Genomic DNA, 17,329 nt, shown 5'->3' on the forward strand with positions numbered 1-17,329 from the left:
GGACGCGACATGCGGATCATCGACGTCAACGAATTCTATTCGCCGACCGGCGGCGGCGTGCGCTCCTATCTCGATCGCAAGATGGCGATCATGTCCGAACTCGGACATCAACAGATCGTCATCGCGCCGGGCCGTGAGGAGCGGGTGGAGGAGCGGCCGGGCGGCGCGCGCATCCATTACGTGAAGTCGCCGGGCTTGCCGTTCGATTCGAACTACGGCCTGTTCTGGGATGCCGCCCCGATCCACGCGCTGCTCGACCATTACCAGCCCGACGTGGTGGAAAATTGCGCGCCGTGGCGATCGGCGGCGATCGTCGCGAACTGGCAGGGACCGGCGATCCGTTCGTGGTTCATGCACAACGACAACCTGGAGGCGTACCCCAAACGCTGGTTCTCGCGAGTCGCGTCCGAGCCGACGATCGAGCGCGCCTTCGGCTGGTACGACCGCTACATGGCGCGCTGGCTCGACCGATTCGACACCGTCGTCACCAATGGCCCGGTGCTGACCGATCGGCTGCGCGGACGCGGCTTGCGAATCGACGCAACGATGACGCTGGGTATCGAGCGTGAACACTTCTCGCCCGCGCTGCGTAGCCCGGCCTTGCGCGCCGCGATGCTGGCGCAATGCGGCCTGCCGGAGGACGCTTACCTGCTGATCGGGATCGGCCGCCATCATCCCGAAAAGCGCTGGCCGATGGTCATCGACGCGGTGCGCCGTGCGGGCACGAAGCTGCCGGTCGGGCTGATGCTGCTCGGCCTCGGGCCCGACACCCGGACGCTGGAACGCCACATCGACGAAAGCCCGCACGTGCGGATGTTCGAGCCGATCTTCCACCGCGGCCAGCTCGCCTCGATCATGGCGAGCGCTGACGCGTTCGTACACGGATGCTGCACCGAGACGTTCGGGCTGGTCGCGTCGGAGGCGCTGGCGTCTGGCCTGCCGTTGGTGCTGCCCGATCGCGGCGGCGCTCATGCCGTCGCGCAGCCGGCCTTTGCCGAGACGTACCGCAGCGGTGATGGCTACGACTGCGCGCGCGCGATCGTCGCGCTGGCCTCACGCGACCAGTCGTTGTTGCGCCGTGCGGCGGGAGTCGCAGCTCCCAAGGTGTGGAGTGATCGCGAACACGCGCAAGCGCTGATCGCGCATTATCAGTCGGTGATCGACACGCGCGGGGCAGTGAGCAGGTCCGCATAGGCCGCCGGCCGCCGATCCCGCGTCAGCGCGGCGAACGTGCGATCGATGCTGCTCAGCAACGCCGGACGCGTGACGTCACCGGGATGCACCGCGATCCGCACGGTTGGGAGTGGACGGAGTGCGTGGCGGAGCACCGCCGCCGCCGCCAACGAACTCAGCGCGCGTGAATCCGTACGGCTGGCCCAGGTGATCACCGGTCCGGCGGCCAGCGTCTCGCCACCCGGCACCCAGACGCGATTGTGGTTTTCGGCCAGCGCGAACCCGGCATCGACCAGCGCGGCGCGCGCGTCCGGCGAATAGAGCCAGGCGGGCGCGATGAAGCCGGCCGCAGCGCGACCGGTCACGTCCTCGATCAGTGACTTGCCGCGACGCATCCGCGCCAGCGCCTCGCGACGATCGAGCCCGAGGAACTCGCCCTCGCCCGCGGTCAATCGGCGCGCCTTCACGGCTGTGAGGCCGCGGTGCGCCGTGTCGTCGCGGTGGAACCAGCCATGGACGAACATCTCGATCCCGACGTCTGCCCAGCCTCGCAGTCGCGCCGCGAAGGCGGGCGTCATCGGCGCACTGCCCCAATGGTCCGGCACGACCAGCATCGCGAGCCGCTGCCCGACGAACGGCAACAGCCGCCCAAGGAGGGTCTCCACCTCCCGCTCGAAACGAGGCGAGACGTCGTGGATCGAGGCGAGAAGGCGTTTCATCGAAATGTCACATGCGCATCGCTGCGCAGCAACGCAACCGCGCTCAATCGGCGTCTAGCGCATCCGCGAGCAGTTTGCGGATCGCAGCGAGCGAGGCAACGGGCGCCGGCCGCGACGATCGCGCAGCACCGGCCGCGTCGGCCTGCGGCACGACGGGCTCGCGCGTCAGCAGTTGCTGCACGCCCTTGATCGTATAGCCTTCGCGATTCAGCAGCTGGTCGATGCGCTCGATCAGCGCCACGTCCTCCGGCCGGTAATAGCGTCGGCTGCCCGCGCGGGTGATCGGCCGGAGTTGCGGGAAGCGGCTTTCCCAATAACGCAGGATATGCGGGGCGAGGCCGGTAGCTTGCGCGACCTCGCCGATGGTCCGAAACGCGGCGGCGGATTTATTGTCCGACGCCAAAGCGCTCAGCCTGCGCCGACGATGCGGTCGCGCATCATCTGGCTCGCACGGAACGTCAGCACGCGGCGCGGTGCGATCGGCACCTCGACGCCGGTCTTGGGATTGCGGCCGATCCGCTCACCCTTGTCACGCAGGACGAAGGTGCCGAACCCGGAAATCTTGACGTTCTCACCGTCGGAAAGCGCGCCGCACATACGATCGAGGATCTGCTCGACCAGTCGCGCGGAGTCGGCGCGCGACAGCCCAACCTGCTTGTGAAGTGATTCGGCCAGATCGGCCCGCGTCAGCGTACCTGCTTGTGTCATCGACTTACCTCTACGCCCCCGGAAAGGTTATACTTCGCGTCAGTTATCGCGGTCGGGGCGAATTGTCGATGCAACCCGTCGGTGGCCGTCACATGCGAATGACGGCCGCACCCCAGGTAAATCCGCCGCCCATTGCCTCGAGCACGACGACGTGCCCGGCGTGAATCCGGCCGTCGCGAACCGCCTGGTCGAGCGCCAGCGGCACGGACGCGGCGGAGGTGTTGGCGTGCTGATCGACCGTGACCACAACCCGCTCAGATTCCAGCGAAAGTTTCCGCGCGGTCGCATCCAGGATGCGGGCATTCGCCTGGTGCGGGACCACCCAATCGACCGCCGAAAGTGGCAATCCGGCGACCCCCAGCGCCTCCTCCATCACCGCCGCGAGGTTGACCACGGCATGCCGAAATACCTCCCGGCCCTTCATCCGCAGCTTGCCGACCGTCCCGGTCGTGGACGGTCCTCCGTCGACGTAAAGCAACCCATTATGGCGACCATCGGCATGAAGCCGCGTCGCGAGGATGCCGCGCGCACCCGGATCGGTCACGGCGTCGACCGACTCGCGTGCTTCCAGCACGATCGCCCCCGCGCCATCCCCGAACAACACGCAGGTGGTGCGATCCTCCCAGTCGAGGATGCGGCTGAACGTCTCCGCCCCGATCACCAGCGCGCGGCGGTGCGCACCCGCGCGGATCATGCTGTCGGCAACCTGCACCGCATAGAGGAAGCCCGAACAGACCGCCGCGACGTCGAACGCCACGCAGTCGTCGATCCCGAGCATCGCCTGCACCTTGGTGGCGGTGGCCGGGAACGTATTGTCGGGCGTGGCGGTCGCCAGCACGATCAGGTCGATGTCGCCCGGCGTGAGCCCCGCCGCCGCGACCGCCGCTGTCGCCGCGTCCCGCGCCAGGGTCGCGGTGGTTTCACCCTCGCCTGCAATATGACGGAAGCGGATGCCGGTACGCTCGACGATCCACTCGTCGGAGGTGTCGACCTGCTCGGCCAGTTCGGCATTGGAAACGCGGCGGGCGGGGAGCGCGGATCCCGTTCCCGTCAGCACGGCACGGATCATGCGGCCGCCTTCGCTTCGAAATGGCGAAGATCCTCGACGATCCGGCGCGTCAGGTCGGCGCGGACCATCTTGGCGGCATTGCCGATCGCCGTCGCCACGCCGCGCTCGTTCGCGCTGCCGTGGCTCTTCACGACCAGCCCGTTAAGCCCGAGGAAGACCGCGCCATTGTGGTTGTTGGGGTCGAGATGATGGCGCAGCAGGTCGGTCGCGGGGCGTGAGATCAGGAACCCGACCTTCGAGCGTACCGAACTGCGGAAGGCACGTTTCAGCAGGTCGGCGACGAAGCGCGCCGTACCCTCGGCCGTCTTGAGCGCGATATTACCCGAGAAGCCGTCGCAGACGATCACGTCATGCTCGCCGCGTGACAGCCGATCGCCCTCGACGAAGCCGATGAACTTCATCGGCAGATGCGGCGCCGCGCGCAGCATCTGGGCAGCATCGCGGATTTCCTCGGTGCCCTTCTGGTCCTCGCTGCCGATGTTCAGCAGCGCGACGCGCGGCGACTCGAGCTCCAGCGTGGTGCGTGCATAGGCCGCACCCATCACCGCGAATTGCACGAGGTTGCGGGCATCGCACTCGGTATTCGCGCCGAGATCGAGCACGACGACATCATTGTCGCCGAGCGTCGGCAGCAGCGCCGCGAGCGCCGGGCGATCGATGCCGCGCATCGTCCGCAGCGACAGCTTGGCCATCGCCATCAACGCGCCGGTATTGCCGGCGGACACGGCCGCAGCGGCGCGACCCTGCTTCACGCAGTCGATCGCGACACCCATCGACGTCGTCTTGGCGCGACGAATCGCCTGGCTCGGCTTGTCGTCGCCCGCGATCACGTCGGGCGCGTGGACGATTTCCGAATGCTCGGCGAGGTTGGGGTGGTTCTTGAGCCCTTCGCGAATCGCCACCTCGTCGCCGACCAACAGATAGTTGACGTCGTCGTAGCTGCGGCACGCACGCGCCACCCCGGCCAGCATTACCGCCAGCCCCTCGTCACCGCCCATCGCATCGACGGCGATCCGGGACCTGTCGGATATCACTGGATCACGCTCCCGATGTCACGCCTGCAACCCACCGGGATCAGGCGTCGACCGCGACGACCTCGCGACCGTTGTAGTGTCCGCACGCGGTGCACAGGTTGTGCGGGCGCTTCAGCTCGCCGCAGTTCGGGCACTCCTGGAACGCCTCCACCGAGAGAGCGTCGTGCGCGCGGCGCATGCCACGGCGTGAGGGAGAAGTCTTTCGCTTGGGGACGGCCATCGCGGCACCTTGATTTGTCTAGTAGTTCATAAGAGCGGGGAGCCGGTGCACGGTGCCGCGCGGACGATGCGAGCACCGGCCGCGGCAGGCAGCCGGGCATCGGCTCGCATCGCGAAGCCCCGCGCCTATAGCGATTTCCCCGAACGTTGCAAGTCGAGCCGGTCACTGCGATCCTCCCTGGACCACTTGAACGAGCGAGAACGCGAAGCGATGCCATTGCCTGTCACCCTTACCTTCGCCGCGGCCTGCGCCATGCTGAACCTGTGGCTGGCGCTGCGCGTCGCGCGCGGACGCTTCCGCACCAAGGCCATGATCGGGGACGGCGGCGATGCGCAGTTGCTCGCCGCACAACGGGCGCACGGCAATTTCACGGAATATGCGCCGTTCGTGATGATCCTGGTCGGGGCGATCGAGTTGGCGGGCGGCTCGCCCACGTGGCTGCGCGCCGCCGCGATTGCGTTCGTGGCTGCGCGAATCGCCCACGCGCTGGGGATGAGCGCTCCCGCGCCCAACCCGGGCCGCGCGGGCGGCATCGCCGCAACGTGGCTGGTGCTCGTCGCGCTCGCCGGCTGGGCGGTCGCGCTGGTGCTGTAGCCGCCGGCTATGCCGACAGCGCGCGATCGCTGACGAACATGTTGTGCGCGCGTTCGTGTGCGAAGGTGCTCGGCTTGCCGTGACCGGGGATGAAGGCGGTCTCGTCGCCCAGCGGCCACAACTTGGTCACGATCGATTCGAGCAGCTGCTTGTGATTGCCCTGCGGCAGGTCGGTACGGCCCACGGACCCCTGGAACAACACGTCGCCGACCTGCGCGAATCGGGTCGGGGCGTGGTGGAAGATGACATGCCCGGCGGTGTGGCCGGGGGTATGGTAGACGTCGAGCGTCAGATCGCCGATCGTCACCGTATCTCCTTCGGCAAGCCAGCGGTCGGGCTCGAACACCACGCCGCGGATGCCCCATTGCCGCCCGTCCTCGTCGAGTCGCGCCAGCCAGAAGCGATCGTCCTCGTGCGGCCCCTCGATCGGCACGCCGAGCTGCTCGGCAAGCGGCTTCGCCTCGCCGGCATGGTCGATATGCCCATGCGTGAGCAGGATCTTCTCGACGGTCACCCCGGCCTGCCCGACCGCCGCCAGGATGCGCGGCAGGTCGCCGCCGGGATCGACCACCGCGGCCTTCTTCGTCGCGGTGCACCAGATCAGCGTGCAATTCTGTTCGATTGCGGTGACGGGGATGATCGCGGCGCGCAGCGGGGTATCGGTCATTCGAGGCTCCAGCCCGGTGAAGCGCGGTGCTAGCCGCCGCCAGCGCTCCACGCAACGCAGCTTGCCGTAGCGGTCGCGCACAGGCATTTGTCAGGTGATGCCGCCGCTTGCGCCTTTCGTCCTCCTTCACGATGCCCGGTGCGGGGGCGCGGCAGCGCGGCTGTACCGCGACCCGCGCCGGATCGTCGCCGCGCATACGCCTGCCGAGGTCGCGGACGTACTGGCGACGGTGCGTGGCTGGGAAGGCGCTGCCGCAGGGTTCCTCTCCTATGGCGCGGGCGCGGCGTTCGAGCCGGCTGCGGCGGCGGAGCCCGCCTCCCCCACCCCATTGGCGTGGTTCGGGCTGTTCGATGGCCATGAGGAGATCGCCGACGTCGCGGCCTGGCTGCCCGACCCGGCCGGCGCGCGCACCGGCACACCCGCGCCCGAAACCGCGCTGGCCGCGTATCGCGCGATGTTCGAGGCGACGCAGGCGCTGATACGCGCCGGCGACCTCTACCAGCTCAACCTCACCTTCCGTGCGCGCGTGCCATTTACCGGCGATCCGCTGTCGCTGTATGCGCGGTTGCGCGAGACGGCGGGCGCGGGCTGGAGCGCGGTGGTCGCGACGGGCACGCAGACGATCCTGTCGCTGTCGCCCGAGCTGTTCTTCGCGCTGGACGGCGATGCGCTCACCTGTCGCCCGATGAAGGGCACCGCGCGCCGCCATGCCGATCCGGCCACCGACCTGGCGATCGCGCGCGCGCTTGCCGCGGATGCCAAGCAGCGCGCCGAGAATTTGATGATCGTCGACCTGATGCGCAACGACCTGTCACGCGTCGCGTTGCCGGGCAGCGTCGCGGTGCCGGCGTTGTTCTCGGTCGAACGCTACCCGACCGTGCACCAGATGACCTCGACCGTCACCGCGACGCGCGCCCCGGAGCAGGACGCCGTCGACGTGATCGAGGCGCTGTTCCCATGCGGGTCGATCACCGGCGCGCCGAAGGTCCGCGCGATGCAGGCGATCGCCGCGATCGAGCAGGGCAGCCCGCGCGGCATCTACACCGGCGCGATCGGACGGATCGATGCGGATGGATCGGCGGCGTTCAACGTCGCGATCCGCACGTTGTTGATCGAGGACGGCGCAGACCATGCGATGATCGGGATCGGCGGCGGGATCGTCGCCGACTCGCGCGCGGAGGACGAATGGGACGAGGCGCTGGCGAAGGCGGCGTTCCTGACCCGCGACACCCGCACCGTCGACCTGATCGAGACGATGGCATTCGATCCCGAGGAAGGCCTGTTGCGGATCGAGCGGCATCTCACGCGGCTGCGCGCGAGTGCGGATGTACTCGGCTACAGCTTCGACCGTCACGACGTGCGCAACGAATTGCAGGCAGCGACCTTCCGGCTGCGCAAGCCCGCGCGCGTACGCCTGCTGGTGTCGCGCACCGGCGCGATCGCGATCGAGGTCGCCGCCGCCCCGCCGCCACCGGATCGCCCGCTGCGGGTCATGCTCGTGCCGCTGCCGGTCGGCACCCGCGACTGGCGGTTGCGGCACAAGACCAGCGACCGGCGCTTCTATGACGCCGCGCGTGCCGCCAGCGGTGCCGACGAGGTGGTGTTCGTCGCCCCTGACGGACGGGTGACGGAGGGCAGCTTCACGAACGTGTTCGTCACGCGCGGCGACACGCTGGTCACGCCCCGCGCCGGCCCCTTGCTGCCCGGCGTCCTGCGCGGTGAGATGCTGGAGGACGGACGCGCGATCGAGGGCGACCTGTTCGCCGCCGATCTCGCGGACGGGCTGTTCGTCGGGAATGCGTTGCGCGGGCTCATGCCCGCTGCGCTCGCGGTTGCACAATGAGGCAAGCCGTCGCATAGGCGCACGCGCTTCCCATCAAAGGCGCCCGCTCATGCACACCTCCGCCGCGCTCGACCGCATCAATCCCTCGCCGACGCTGGCGATCACCAGCCGCGTGCTGGAACTGAAGCGGGCCGGGATCGACGTGATCGGGCTGGGCGCGGGCGAGCCGGACTTCGATACGCCGGACTTCGTGAAGGAAGCCGCGATCGCGGCCATCCGCGCGGGCAAGACCAAATATACCAACGTCGACGGCACGCCGGAGCTGAAGGAGGCGATCGTCGCCAAGTTCAAGCGCGACAACGCGCTGGAGTATACCCCGGCGCAGGTCACCGTGAACGTGGGCGGCAAGCACACGCTGTTCAACGCACTGGTCGCGACGCTCGATGCGGGCGACGAGGTCATCGTGCCCGCGCCATATTGGGTCAGCTACCCGGACGTGGTGCAGTTCGCTGGCGCCACCCCGGTGATCGTCGCGGCGGGCGCCGACGTCGGCTACAAGCTGACGCCGGCGATGCTGGAGGCGGCGATCACGCCCAGGACCAAGTGGCTGATCCTCAACTCGCCCTCCAACCCGACCGGCGCTGCCTATTCCGTCGCCGAGCTGAAGGCGCTGGGCGAGGTGCTGGAACGGCATCCGCACGTCTGGATCTTCGCCGACGATATGTACGAGCATATCGTCTACGACGACTTCCGCTTCGCCACGATCGCCGAGGTCTGCCCGTCGCTTTACGAGCGCACGCTGACCGTCAACGGCTGTTCCAAGGCCTATGCGATGACCGGGTGGCGGATCGGCTTCGCGGCCGGTGCCCCGTGGCTGATCAAGGCGATCGCCAAGCTACAGTCGCAGTCGACCAGCAACCCGTGTTCGATCGCGCAAGCGGCGGCGACGGCGGCCCTGAGCGGCGACCAGTCGTTCCTCAAGGAGCGTGCACAGGCGTTCCAGATTCGCCGCGATCTGGTGGTCGACATGCTGAATGCCGCCGAGGGGATCACCTGCCCGAAGCCCGAGGGTGCCTTCTACGTCTACCCGGACGTGTCGGGTGTGATCGGCAAGGCGACCCCGGCGGGCAAGCGGATCGATACCGACAGCGACTTCGTCGGCTATCTGCTCGATGATGCGAAGGTCGCCGCGGTACAGGGGGTCGCGTTCGGCGTGTCGCCCGCGATGCGGATCAGCTACGCGACCTCCGAGGCGCTGCTGACCGAGGCCTGCCGGCGCATTCAGGCGGCGTGCAGCGCGCTTAAATAGCCGCGGCGGGCAGCCGCCACACACACGCGCTTTTCGAAACGATCGCTTTCCGCACCCGTGATGGTGCGGCAGCGATGCTGTCGCTATATCGCCGATGAACGAGCAGCCCAGCCGGCGTTCAGGCACGTAAGCCGAAAGTGATCCCCTCGTCGCACCGGCCTTGGCCGCGCGGCGATGCAGGATCGACATGCCGCCCCAGCGGCCAAGGAAAAGAGAGCAAGAATGACCCGCTTCATCAAATCGAGCTTCGCATGGCAGTTTGTCGGCGGCTTCATGCTCGGCGCCATGGGCATGATGGCGGCGCATGTGGCCCAGCCCGAAGCCCCTGCCAACGCCTATGCGGCGACCGCCGCCTCGCACGCGGCTCGCTGATCTAGCGGAAGGTCGAAGCCAGCCCCATATCAATGGCATGAAGCGCCCCTTGCTCCCGATGGCGGCCTTGCCGCTGCTCCTCGCCGCTTGCGGTACCGCGCAGGCCGAGCGGGCCGTTCCGATCCCGGCCGCAGCGCATGATGTGCCGGCTGCACGGGGCATGCAGACCGCGATACTCGCTGGCGGCTGCTTTTGGGGTATGGAGGCGGTGTTCCAGCAGGTGAAGGGCGTGCGCGACGTCGTCGCCGGCTATGCGGGCGGCACGCCACAAACCGCCAATTACGAAGCGGTCAGCAGCGAGGCGACGCGGCACGCCGAGGCGATCAGGATCAGCTATGATCCGCGCGTGGTCAGCTACGCGACCCTGTTGCGCGTCTATTTCTCGATCGCGCACGATCCCACGCAGTTGAACCGGCAGGGCCCGGACAGCGGCACCAGCTATCGTTCGGCGATCTTCCCGCAGAATAATGCGCAGCGTGCGGTCGCAGCGGCCTACATCAAGCAGCTTGGCGGGACACACGCCTATCCGCGGCCGATCGTGACGCGCATCGAGAGCGGGGGCTTCTACCCGGCGGAGGCCTATCATCAGGACTTCTTCCGCAAGAATCCGACACATCCGTACATCGTGCGTTGGGACAAGCCGAAGGTAGCGGGATTCAAGGCTGGCTTCCCGCAACTGGCGATGCGCTAAAACGCGCTCCGTCATACCCGGTGTTCACCTGGCGCAGGCCGGGATCCGGTCGGCGGGAGTCTGGTGGCGAAACATCGTCCGTCATCATCAACATCCGGGTAGGGCCCCGGCGCAATAACAGCCGCGGGAGCGTTATACGGCGAGCGGGCGCGCCTCTTCCACCAGCAGGACCGGTACGCCATCGCGCACCGGATAGGCCACACCCGCCGCCTCCGACACCAGCTCCTGCCGCTCCACATCGTAGCGCAGCGCGGTACGCGTCGCCGGGCACACCAGCCGTTCGAGCAACCACGCGTCGAGCGTCATTGCAGCGTCACCCGCTCCTCGCCGTCATGGCGACCGAAGAACTGCATCAACTGTACCAGCAGTTCGGCACGCGTCGCGAGATCGGGTGCCTCGAGCAGCGCCTGCTTCGCGGCGACGTCGAACGGCGCAATCTGCGCGACCCCGTTCACGAAGCTCATATCATCGAGCCGCCCGACGGCTTTCCAGTCGACCGCATAGCCATGCGCCTCGGCGAAGCGGCGCGATTCCAGTTCCAACGACGCACGTGCGCCCAGCGACAGCGTTTCTTCGTCGGCAAGCGGCAGCAGTTCGGCCTCGACCTGCCGGAACGGCGTGGTGACGACCAGCTCGCGACGCAGCCGGAACAGCGAAACGCCTTGCAGGATCACGTTGTAGCGCCCGTCGTCGAGCGCCTCGACCTCGGCGATCTTGCCGACGCAGCCGATGTCGAACAGCGCGGGCGTCGCCGCATCGTCGCTGTCCGGACGTGGCTGGATCATCGCGATGCGGCGGTCGCGTGCCATCGCGTCGGACACCATCGCACGATAGCGCGGCTCGAAGATGTGCAGCGGCAGGTGCAGCTGCGGGAACAGCAACGCGCCCGGCAGCGGGAAGATCGAGAGCCGCGTCAGGCCGGTCATCCGAACAGGATCGCCGACAGCCGCCGGCGCTGCGCCGACACCCACGGATCCTCCAGTCCGACGACCTCGAACAGCTTCAGCAATTGCTGCCGCGCTGCGCCGTCGTTCCAGTCGCGCTCCGCGGCGACGATCGACAGGAAGCCGTCCGCCGCCGCGTCACGCTGGCCGGCCGCCATGCGCGCGTTGGCAAGGTCGTAGCGCGCCTGGAGATCGTCCGGGCTCGCCGCGACCGCCGCCTCGAATGGGGCGAGGTCGTCGACGGCGGGTGCCGACTTCGCGAGTGCCAGTGCGGCGGCGGCGCGCGCGATATCCGGCATCTTTGCGACATCTTCGGGCAGGGCGGCGATCGCTGCCTCGGCTTCCTCGACCGCCCCGGCGGCGACCAGCGCGCGGATGCGGCCGGAGAGCACCGCATGATGATCGGGCGCCATCTCCATCAGCTGGTCGAAGATCGACAACGCCCGAGCCGCGTCGCCCTCCGCCAGCACCTGCTCGCCCATTGCGATCAGCGGCTCGAGTTCGGCGTCCTGCGACTGCGCCTCGCCCTCGATCGGCAGCTGGCGCAGCAGTTGATCGAGCATCGTCTTCAGCTGCGATTCGGTACGCGCGCTGGTCAGGTCCGCGACCAACTGCCCCTGGAACATCGCGTAGACGGTCGGCATCGAGCGAATCTGGAATTGCGCGGCGATGAACTGGTCCTTGTCGGTATCGACCTTGGCCAGCACGACGCCCTGATCGGCATATTCGGCCGCGACCTTCTCCAGCACCGGCGTCAGCGCCTTGCACGGCGCACACCATTCCGCAAAAAAGTCGACGATCACCAACTTGGTCATCGACGGATCGACGACATCCGCACGGAATCGCTGGACGGCTTCCTTCTGTGCCGGGGACATGCCTAACGTGGCCAAGGGGCGCTCCTGAAATTGCTCGGCCCCTTATGTGGGAAGGCGGCGGGGGATACAAACCCCCCGCCCCTCCCCGCGCGTCAGAAGGCGGCGGTCACTGCGAAGACGACCTTAGCGTCGGCGATCGAGCCGTTGCCGTCCTGCCCGCGGCTGAAGCTCGGCTGGAGATACGCGGCCTTGCGGTCGGTGATGTTGGTGTCGACATAGGCGACGCCGACCGTCAGCGGCGTGCTGGGGATCGTATAGTCGACGCCCAGCAGCCAGTCGGCATAGGCGCCGGTCGGCGCGACACTGGTCGCGAACGGCCCCAGGCCCTTGTTGCCGCTCGACGCGCCGATATGCGCCTTGGCCGTCAGCCCGGTGTTCGGGATCGCCGCGGCGGCGTCGCCCCAGACGTAGAGGTTGTCGCCCTTCGCGCCCGGGTTGCTGTAGCCGGTGCCGGCGCTGTAATCGACCTGGGAGGCGACGAACCCGTTCGCCGACCAGGCGCCGAGCGCCTCCTGCTTGGGCGCATAGGCAACACCCGCGGTCAGGCTGACCGGGCCGGCGGTGCCCGACAGCTTGGCGTAGGGCTCGATGAAGTCGGTGTTGTCGAAGCCGCCGGGATACATGTACCAGGTCGCGCCGACGTCCAGCGTGCCGCCGCCGACCGGGAGCTTGTAACCCGCGATCAGGTCCAGCTCCATATTGGCGCCACCGAACGTGCCCCAACCGGCAAGATTCGAGCCCCAGGTGCCAATATAGATGCCGCTTTCGTGCGCGATCGTGAAACCGCCCTGCACCGCGAGGTTCTCGTCTGATTGCGAGACGCCACGAAAGCGATAGTCGCTGACCAGCCCCACCGAACCGGACACGGTAACCGCCTTGGGGGGTGCCTCTTCCTGCGCAGCGGCGGGAATGGCGGCCAACATCGCGATGGCGGAGAGTAGGAATGCGTACTTCAATGGAACCTCCCTTGTGGCAGAGGCTCCTCCTGCTTGTGTCCCGCGCTGCTCTCCCCCGCCGAAAGAAACGGGAGGGCAGCCACTAGGCCACCCTCCCGAGATATCCGCGCCCCTTTTCCGCAATGTGTCCGTATAGCATCAAAGCATTGCTGTGATCGGCCTTAGTTGGGATCGTCATTCAGTGTGGCGATCCGGCCACGTGCACCCGTCACTTCAACGGGGTGGCCGGAGGCGCGACGCCGCTGGAACCAGTCACGCAGCATCTCCGCGGTCGTGTGGTCGACAGCGCTCAGCCGCGACGCGTCGATCCGTACCGGGGTGCCGGCGGGCACGCGGTCCAGCGTTTCCGACAGCTTGGGCAGCGTCACGAAGGTGGCGGTGCCGTCCAGCGTGATCGCATGCGTGTCCGCCTCCTGACCTTCGTACACGCGCAGCCGCAGCCGGTGCAGGTTCGGGATCAGCTCCAGCATCGTCAGTCCGATGCCGACCAGCACGCCGGTCAGCAGGTCGGTTGTTACCACCATCACCAGCGTTGCCGCCCAGATCAGCACGGGCAACGCGCCGTAATCGCGGAACAGGTGCGTCGCATGTTTGACGCTCACCAGGCGAAAACCGGTGACGACGAGGATCGCGCCGAGCGCAGCCATCGGGATAAGCTTCAGTACGAACGGCAGCGCCGCGACGAAGCCGAGGATCCACGCGCCGTGCAGGATCGCGGACAGCCGGGTCGCTGCGCCTGCCTGGACGTTTGCGGAACTGCGAACGATCACACCCGTCATCGGCAGCGCGCCCGCAAAGCCGCACAGCAGGTTGCCGACGCCCTGCGCACGCAGTTCCTTGTTGTAATCGGTGCGCACGCCGTCATGCATCTTGTCGACCGCCGCCGCCGATAGCAGCGTCTCGGCCGAGGCGATGAACGCGATGGCGACGGCAGCCGCGATCACTGACGGATCGAGCAGCCGTGCGAAGGCCCCGCCTGCGGGCAGCGTCACCGCTCCGAAGATCGAATCGGGCACCTGCACGCGCGCCACGTCGAAACCGAGCAGCAGCGCCACGATCGTGCCGACGGTCACGCCGACCAACGCGCCGGGCAGCAATCGCAGCGCCGCCGGTCGAAACTTCTCCCAGCCGACCATCGCCGCGATCGTCGCCATGCCGATTGCAAACGCGAACTCGCTCGCCTGCAGATTGCCCGGCGACAGGCCGAACATCCGCTCCGGCATGGCGGCGAGGTTCTGCAACCCGCTGGGCAGCGGGCGATGGTCGAACAAGACGTGGAACTGCCCGACGACGATCAGCACGCCGATTCCCGCGAGCATGCCGTGGACGACGGCGGGCGAGATCGCCTTGAACCAGCCACCAAGCCGGAACACACCCGCCGCAACCTGCACCGCACCGGCGACGACGAGGATCGGGCCGAGCGCCGACAGACCCTGGTCGCGCACCAGTTCGTAGACGATCACCGCAAGACCGGCAGCCGGGCCGCTGACCTGCAACGGCGATCCGGCGAGCGCGCCGACGATCAGTCCGCCGATGATGCCGGTGATCAATCCCTTCTCGGCCGGCACGCCCGAGGCGATCGCGATCCCCATGCACAAAGGCATCGCCACGAGGAACACCACGATCGACGCGGTGAGATCCCGCCCCAGCAGCGGGATCGTCGGAACCGAAATGCCCGGCCGCGCGGCGGCGGACACAGGAACGACACTGGCCATTATGCGTCTACTCGCAGGGTGCCCGCTGCGGCCTTGTTGATGCTGACGGCGTCGCGCTTGCGTCCCCTGGCCACGTCGAATCTCCTGATGCTAACCGATCAGGGCTTAGGGCCTTGTTCTTGCCAAGTTACGGCGCGCGCGTGTCATTTCGTTTCCTGCGGCGGCAATTCGATCTGCGCGCGCAGCCCGCCACCCGGGCGATTTGACAGCGTCAGCACTCCGCCTTCCGCCGCTACCGCCAACTGGACGATCGACAACCCCAACCCGAACCCGACGGTGTCGCGCGCCCGCGCCGCGTCCAGCCGCACGAACGGTTCCAGCACATGCTCCAGCTCATCGTCGGGGATGCCAGGTCCGTCGTCCTCGATGCGGATCGTCACCCCCGGCTGGCCGATGAGCAACGTGACCGTCACCGCGTCGCCATAGTGAAGCGCATTCTCGACGAGGTTGGCCAGCGCACGCTTGAATCCGACGCGCCGTAGCCGCCATTCGCAGTGATCGGGGCCGACGTAATGCGCCGTGCGTCCGCGATCCTCTGCATCATCGGCCAGCGTCGCGCACAGCACCGCCAGATCAACGATGCTCACCTGCTCCGGATCGGCGGCGCCGCCCAGGAAGGCGAGCAACGACGTGATCATCGCCTCCATTTCGGCAACGTCGTGCGCGATCGCGTCGCGCGTGTCGGCCTGCGCCAGCGCCTCGGTCCGCAGCCGCAGTCGCGCCAAGGGCGTGCGCAGGTCGTGGCCGACCGCCGCCAGCGCCTGCGTCCTACCCGCGATCAGGGCCTGAATCCGGTCCTGCATCCGGTTGAAGGCCGTGATGACGCGACGTACCTCGCCGGGGCCGTCTTCCTCGACATGCTCGACCGCGCCATGCCCGACGCGATCCGCAGCGGTCGCCAGTCGCCGCAGCGGGAGCAGCACGCGCCCCAGCAGCAGCGCGCCCAGCAGCATCAGCGCGATGGCGGGCACCATCGCCAGCGCGATCCGCTCGAACGACAGGTTCAGATTGGCGACCGGCTGGCGGGTGCGGAAGAACAGCCAGCTGCCATCGTCGAGCCGCAAGCCCCCCGATACCACCGATCGCCGACCCGGCGACTGGAGCCGCATCCACAGATCGGTCGCGGCGAGCGACGGCTCCCACTCGAACACCTGGCGCTGCATCTCGTCCAGCGCAGGAGCGATCGCCGGGATCGCCGGCAACGTATCGCCCCATTGCAGCACGTAGCGGTCTGTGGTCAGCTCGGCTGCCATCGCCGCACGCTCCGTGGGGGGCCGCTCGGCGATCAGGCGGCGACTGATGACGAGATGCTCGGCGAGCCGGTTGGCCTCGTCGTCGCGCACGGCAAAGCTGCTCGCACGCTCGTAGAGCAAGGTGCTCGCGCCGAACTCGATCACCATCGTCAGCAACAGGATCGCCAGCACCTGCCCCAGCAAGCCGACTGCCGGGCGGCGCAGGAAGGTCATGCGTGCGGGCTCAGTTCCGCTCGACCGGCGCGTTGAGCATGTAACCGACCCCGCGCACCGTTACGATCGGCGCCGGCGCACCCGCCCCGCCCAGCTTGCGGCGCAGGCGACTGACCAGCACGTCGATCGAGCGATCCGAACTGTCGCCCAGCCGCGTCCGGCTGAGCTCGATCAGCCGCTCGCGCGCAATCACGCGCTGCGCATGGTCGGCGAGCACCACCAGCAGGTCGAACTCCGCCCCGGTCAGGTCGACGATCGCGCCTGTAGGGGAAGCCAACTCGCGACGCGGAAGGTTCACGGTCCAGCCGTCGAAGCTGAGCACGCCCTGGTCGCCCGCGCCCGCACGGCGGTCGAGCGCCGGTCGGCGCAGCACCGCACGGACCCGTGCCACCAGTTCGCGCGTGCCGAATGGTTTCGCTATGTAATCGTCTGCGCCCAGTTCCAGTCCGACGACGCGATCGGTCTCGCTGGCGCGTGCCGACATGAAAATGATCGGGACGTCGCTTTTCTGGCGCAGCGACCGGCACAGGTCGATACCGCTGGTGCCTGGCAACATGATGTCGAGGAGCACGAGGTCGACCGGTCCGGATTCGAGTGCAAGCCACATCTCGGGAGCCGCAGAAGCCGGGCGAACGGAAAATCCGTTTTCCTGGAGTGCGCGCGCGGTGAGCATGCGAAGCGACGGATCGTCCTCGACAAGCAGGATCGTAGGGGCAGTCATGCCCCAAGGACCTAGGGTCCGGACTTATGCCGGTCAATTCTTCGCCTGAAAATCGACGTCCTCCGCGAAAAAGCTGTTGCGGGGTCATGGCACCGCTGCTAGTGGCCCCACCTCACCCGATGGGAGCGTCCAGATGCTCCCCATCAACGGCGCCAGAGCGGGCGTAGCTCAGGGGTAGAGCACAACCTTGCCAAGGTTGGGGTCGAGGGTTCGAATCCCTTCGCCCGCTCCAGTTTTCGGCCGTGGGGTCGTGGCTGAGCCGATCCGGCTTTCGCCGGGCCATCCTGCCAGATTTGCCAAGTCCATCTTTTGC

The 17,329-nt window shown here is 67.8% G+C and carries 20 protein-coding genes and 1 tRNA gene; 7 read left to right on the plus strand and 14 right to left on the minus strand.

All coding sequences use genetic code 11. The features are described from left to right. Nucleotides 1-9 precede the first annotated feature (9 nt). Entirely contained in the window at nt 10-1,194 is a 1,185-nt protein-coding gene (locus SPHPHY_RS0117800) for a glycosyltransferase (RefSeq protein ID WP_022688047.1), read from the plus strand. Here SPHPHY_RS0117800 and SPHPHY_RS0117805 read toward each other — a convergent pair. The 6 genes from SPHPHY_RS0117805 to rpmF all read right to left on the minus strand — a co-directional run bounded on the left by SPHPHY_RS0117805 (nt 1,149) and on the right by rpmF (nt 4,923). After that, on the minus strand, nt 1,149-1,892 hold the full coding sequence (locus tag SPHPHY_RS0117805) for a polysaccharide deacetylase family protein (RefSeq protein ID WP_022688048.1): 744 nt from the start codon (nt 1,890-1,892) through the stop codon (nt 1,149-1,151). The two genes, SPHPHY_RS0117800 and SPHPHY_RS0117805, sit on opposite strands and share 46 nt — an antisense overlap. Before the next feature lie 43 nt (nt 1,893-1,935). Next, on the minus strand, nt 1,936-2,295 hold the full coding sequence (locus SPHPHY_RS0117810) for a MerR family transcriptional regulator (protein ID WP_022688049.1): 360 nt from the start codon (nt 2,293-2,295) through the stop codon (nt 1,936-1,938). A 5-nt stretch (nt 2,296-2,300) separates the two neighbouring features. Beyond that, nucleotides 2,301-2,600, minus strand: coding sequence for an integration host factor subunit alpha (locus SPHPHY_RS0117815; protein ID WP_022688050.1), 300 nt, complete (start codon nt 2,598-2,600; stop codon nt 2,301-2,303). An 88-nt stretch (nt 2,601-2,688) separates the two neighbouring features. Further along, entirely contained in the window at nt 2,689-3,669 is a 981-nt protein-coding gene (locus SPHPHY_RS0117820) for a beta-ketoacyl-ACP synthase III (RefSeq protein WP_022688051.1), read from the minus strand. Continuing rightward, the gene (gene plsX, locus SPHPHY_RS0117825) at nt 3,666-4,700 is read right to left on the minus strand and encodes a phosphate acyltransferase PlsX (protein ID WP_028057101.1); all 1,035 of its coding nucleotides are present in this window, start codon (nt 4,698-4,700) and stop codon (nt 3,666-3,668) included. The genes SPHPHY_RS0117820 and plsX overlap by 4 nt, the downstream gene beginning before the upstream one ends. A 43-nt stretch (nt 4,701-4,743) precedes the next feature. Continuing rightward, entirely contained in the window at nt 4,744-4,923 is a 180-nt protein-coding gene (gene rpmF / locus SPHPHY_RS0117830; RefSeq protein ID WP_022688053.1) for a 50S ribosomal protein L32, read from the minus strand. A gap of 210 nt (nt 4,924-5,133) precedes the next feature. Here rpmF and SPHPHY_RS20590 point away from each other — a divergent pair, with 210 nt between their 5' ends. Beyond that, nucleotides 5,134-5,517: an MAPEG family protein gene (locus tag SPHPHY_RS20590; protein ID WP_022688054.1), complete on the plus strand. Its 384-nt coding sequence runs from the start codon at nt 5,134-5,136 to the stop codon at nt 5,515-5,517. A gap of 7 nt (nt 5,518-5,524) precedes the next feature. On the opposite strand, the gene SPHPHY_RS0117840 is transcribed toward SPHPHY_RS20590, so the two are convergent. Next, the gene (locus SPHPHY_RS0117840) at nt 5,525-6,184 is read right to left on the minus strand and encodes an MBL fold metallo-hydrolase (protein ID WP_028057102.1); all 660 of its coding nucleotides are present in this window, start codon (nt 6,182-6,184) and stop codon (nt 5,525-5,527) included. A gap of 97 nt (nt 6,185-6,281) precedes the next feature. Between SPHPHY_RS0117840 and pabB the strand changes: the two genes are divergently transcribed. The 4 genes from pabB (at nt 6,282) to msrA (ending at nt 10,339) form a co-directional block, all read left to right on the plus strand. Then, nucleotides 6,282-8,027 carry an aminodeoxychorismate synthase component I gene (gene pabB, locus SPHPHY_RS0117845; protein ID WP_022688056.1) on the plus strand — a complete coding sequence of 582 codons (1,746 nt, stop codon included), beginning with the start codon at nt 6,282-6,284 and terminating at the stop codon, nt 8,025-8,027. Between the two features lie 49 nt (nt 8,028-8,076). Beyond that, complete coding sequence (locus SPHPHY_RS0117850; protein WP_022688057.1) at nt 8,077-9,276, plus strand: pyridoxal phosphate-dependent aminotransferase; 1,200 nt, start codon at nt 8,077-8,079, stop codon at nt 9,274-9,276. Nucleotides 9,277-9,498: 222 nt separating this feature from the next. Further along, nucleotides 9,499-9,648, plus strand: coding sequence for a hypothetical protein (locus tag SPHPHY_RS22105; protein ID WP_022688058.1), 150 nt, complete (start codon nt 9,499-9,501; stop codon nt 9,646-9,648). Nucleotides 9,649-9,685: 37 nt separating this feature from the next. Then, nucleotides 9,686-10,339, plus strand: coding sequence for a peptide-methionine (S)-S-oxide reductase MsrA (msrA, locus tag SPHPHY_RS0117860; protein WP_022688059.1), 654 nt, complete (start codon nt 9,686-9,688; stop codon nt 10,337-10,339). Nucleotides 10,340-10,471: 132 nt separating this feature from the next. Here the strand turns inward: msrA and SPHPHY_RS21560 are convergent, their stop codons facing one another. The 7 genes from SPHPHY_RS21560 to SPHPHY_RS0117895 all read right to left on the minus strand — a co-directional run bounded on the left by SPHPHY_RS21560 (nt 10,472) and on the right by SPHPHY_RS0117895 (nt 17,016). Continuing rightward, complete coding sequence (locus SPHPHY_RS21560) at nt 10,472-10,645, minus strand: Trm112 family protein (protein WP_022688060.1); 174 nt, start codon at nt 10,643-10,645, stop codon at nt 10,472-10,474. After that, entirely contained in the window at nt 10,642-11,265 is a 624-nt protein-coding gene (locus tag SPHPHY_RS0117870) for an LON peptidase substrate-binding domain-containing protein (protein WP_022688061.1), read from the minus strand. The genes SPHPHY_RS21560 and SPHPHY_RS0117870 overlap by 4 nt, the downstream gene beginning before the upstream one ends. Beyond that, a complete protein-coding gene (locus tag SPHPHY_RS0117875; protein WP_022688062.1) occupies nt 11,262-12,158 on the minus strand; it encodes a tetratricopeptide repeat protein in 897 nt (298 codons plus the stop codon). Before SPHPHY_RS0117875 ends, SPHPHY_RS0117870 begins: the two co-directional genes overlap by 4 nt. 92 nt (nt 12,159-12,250) lie before the next feature. Beyond that, nucleotides 12,251-13,114: a TorF family putative porin gene (locus tag SPHPHY_RS0117880; protein ID WP_028057103.1), complete on the minus strand. Its 864-nt coding sequence runs from the start codon at nt 13,112-13,114 to the stop codon at nt 12,251-12,253. A 161-nt stretch (nt 13,115-13,275) separates the two neighbouring features. Further along, the gene (locus SPHPHY_RS0117885) at nt 13,276-14,829 is read right to left on the minus strand and encodes a SulP family inorganic anion transporter (protein ID WP_081645357.1); all 1,554 of its coding nucleotides are present in this window, start codon (nt 14,827-14,829) and stop codon (nt 13,276-13,278) included. 143 nt (nt 14,830-14,972) lie between these two features. Beyond that, on the minus strand, nt 14,973-16,295 hold the full coding sequence (locus tag SPHPHY_RS0117890) for an ATP-binding protein (protein WP_022688065.1): 1,323 nt from the start codon (nt 16,293-16,295) through the stop codon (nt 14,973-14,975). Between the two features lie 10 nt (nt 16,296-16,305). Then, complete coding sequence (locus SPHPHY_RS0117895; RefSeq protein WP_022688066.1) at nt 16,306-17,016, minus strand: response regulator transcription factor; 711 nt, start codon at nt 17,014-17,016, stop codon at nt 16,306-16,308. A gap of 157 nt (nt 17,017-17,173) precedes the next feature. Between SPHPHY_RS0117895 and SPHPHY_RS0117900 the strand changes: the two genes are divergently transcribed. Further along, nucleotides 17,174-17,248, plus strand: a tRNA-Gly gene (locus SPHPHY_RS0117900). Nucleotides 17,249-17,329: the final 81 nt, after the last annotated feature.

Source organism: Sphingomonas phyllosphaerae 5.2 (genome assembly GCF_000419605.1).
In the GTDB taxonomy this organism is placed as follows: domain Bacteria; phylum Pseudomonadota; class Alphaproteobacteria; order Sphingomonadales; family Sphingomonadaceae; genus Sphingomonas; species Sphingomonas phyllosphaerae_B.

Coding starts and splice junctions, on each gene's coding strand:
- SPHPHY_RS0117885 (WP_081645357.1), bottom strand. CDS start 14,829: ATGGCCAGTGTCGTTCCTGTGTCCGCCGCCGCGCGGCCGGGCATTTCG.
- rpmF (WP_022688053.1), bottom strand. CDS start 4,923: ATGGCCGTCCCCAAGCGAAAGACTTCTCCCTCACGCCGTGGCATGCGC.
- SPHPHY_RS0117815 (WP_022688050.1), bottom strand. CDS start 2,600: ATGACACAAGCAGGTACGCTGACGCGGGCCGATCTGGCCGAATCACTT.
- pabB (WP_022688056.1), top strand. CDS start 6,282: ATGCCGCCGCTTGCGCCTTTCGTCCTCCTTCACGATGCCCGGTGCGGG.
- SPHPHY_RS20590 (WP_022688054.1), top strand. CDS start 5,134: ATGCCATTGCCTGTCACCCTTACCTTCGCCGCGGCCTGCGCCATGCTG.
- SPHPHY_RS0117850 (WP_022688057.1), top strand. CDS start 8,077: ATGCACACCTCCGCCGCGCTCGACCGCATCAATCCCTCGCCGACGCTG.
- msrA (WP_022688059.1), top strand. CDS start 9,686: ATGAAGCGCCCCTTGCTCCCGATGGCGGCCTTGCCGCTGCTCCTCGCC.
- SPHPHY_RS0117890 (WP_022688065.1), bottom strand. CDS start 16,295: ATGACCTTCCTGCGCCGCCCGGCAGTCGGCTTGCTGGGGCAGGTGCTG.
- SPHPHY_RS0117895 (WP_022688066.1), bottom strand. CDS start 17,016: ATGACTGCCCCTACGATCCTGCTTGTCGAGGACGATCCGTCGCTTCGC.
- SPHPHY_RS0117870 (WP_022688061.1), bottom strand. CDS start 11,265: ATGACCGGCCTGACGCGGCTCTCGATCTTCCCGCTGCCGGGCGCGTTG.
- SPHPHY_RS0117800 (WP_022688047.1), top strand. CDS start 10: ATGCGGATCATCGACGTCAACGAATTCTATTCGCCGACCGGCGGCGGC.
- SPHPHY_RS0117820 (WP_022688051.1), bottom strand. CDS start 3,669: ATGATCCGTGCCGTGCTGACGGGAACGGGATCCGCGCTCCCCGCCCGC.
- SPHPHY_RS21560 (WP_022688060.1), bottom strand. CDS start 10,645: ATGACGCTCGACGCGTGGTTGCTCGAACGGCTGGTGTGCCCGGCGACG.
- SPHPHY_RS22105 (WP_022688058.1), top strand. CDS start 9,499: ATGACCCGCTTCATCAAATCGAGCTTCGCATGGCAGTTTGTCGGCGGC.
- SPHPHY_RS0117805 (WP_022688048.1), bottom strand. CDS start 1,892: ATGAAACGCCTTCTCGCCTCGATCCACGACGTCTCGCCTCGTTTCGAG.
- SPHPHY_RS0117840 (WP_028057102.1), bottom strand. CDS start 6,184: ATGACCGATACCCCGCTGCGCGCCGCGATCATCCCCGTCACCGCAATC.
- SPHPHY_RS0117875 (WP_022688062.1), bottom strand. CDS start 12,158: ATGTCCCCGGCACAGAAGGAAGCCGTCCAGCGATTCCGTGCGGATGTC.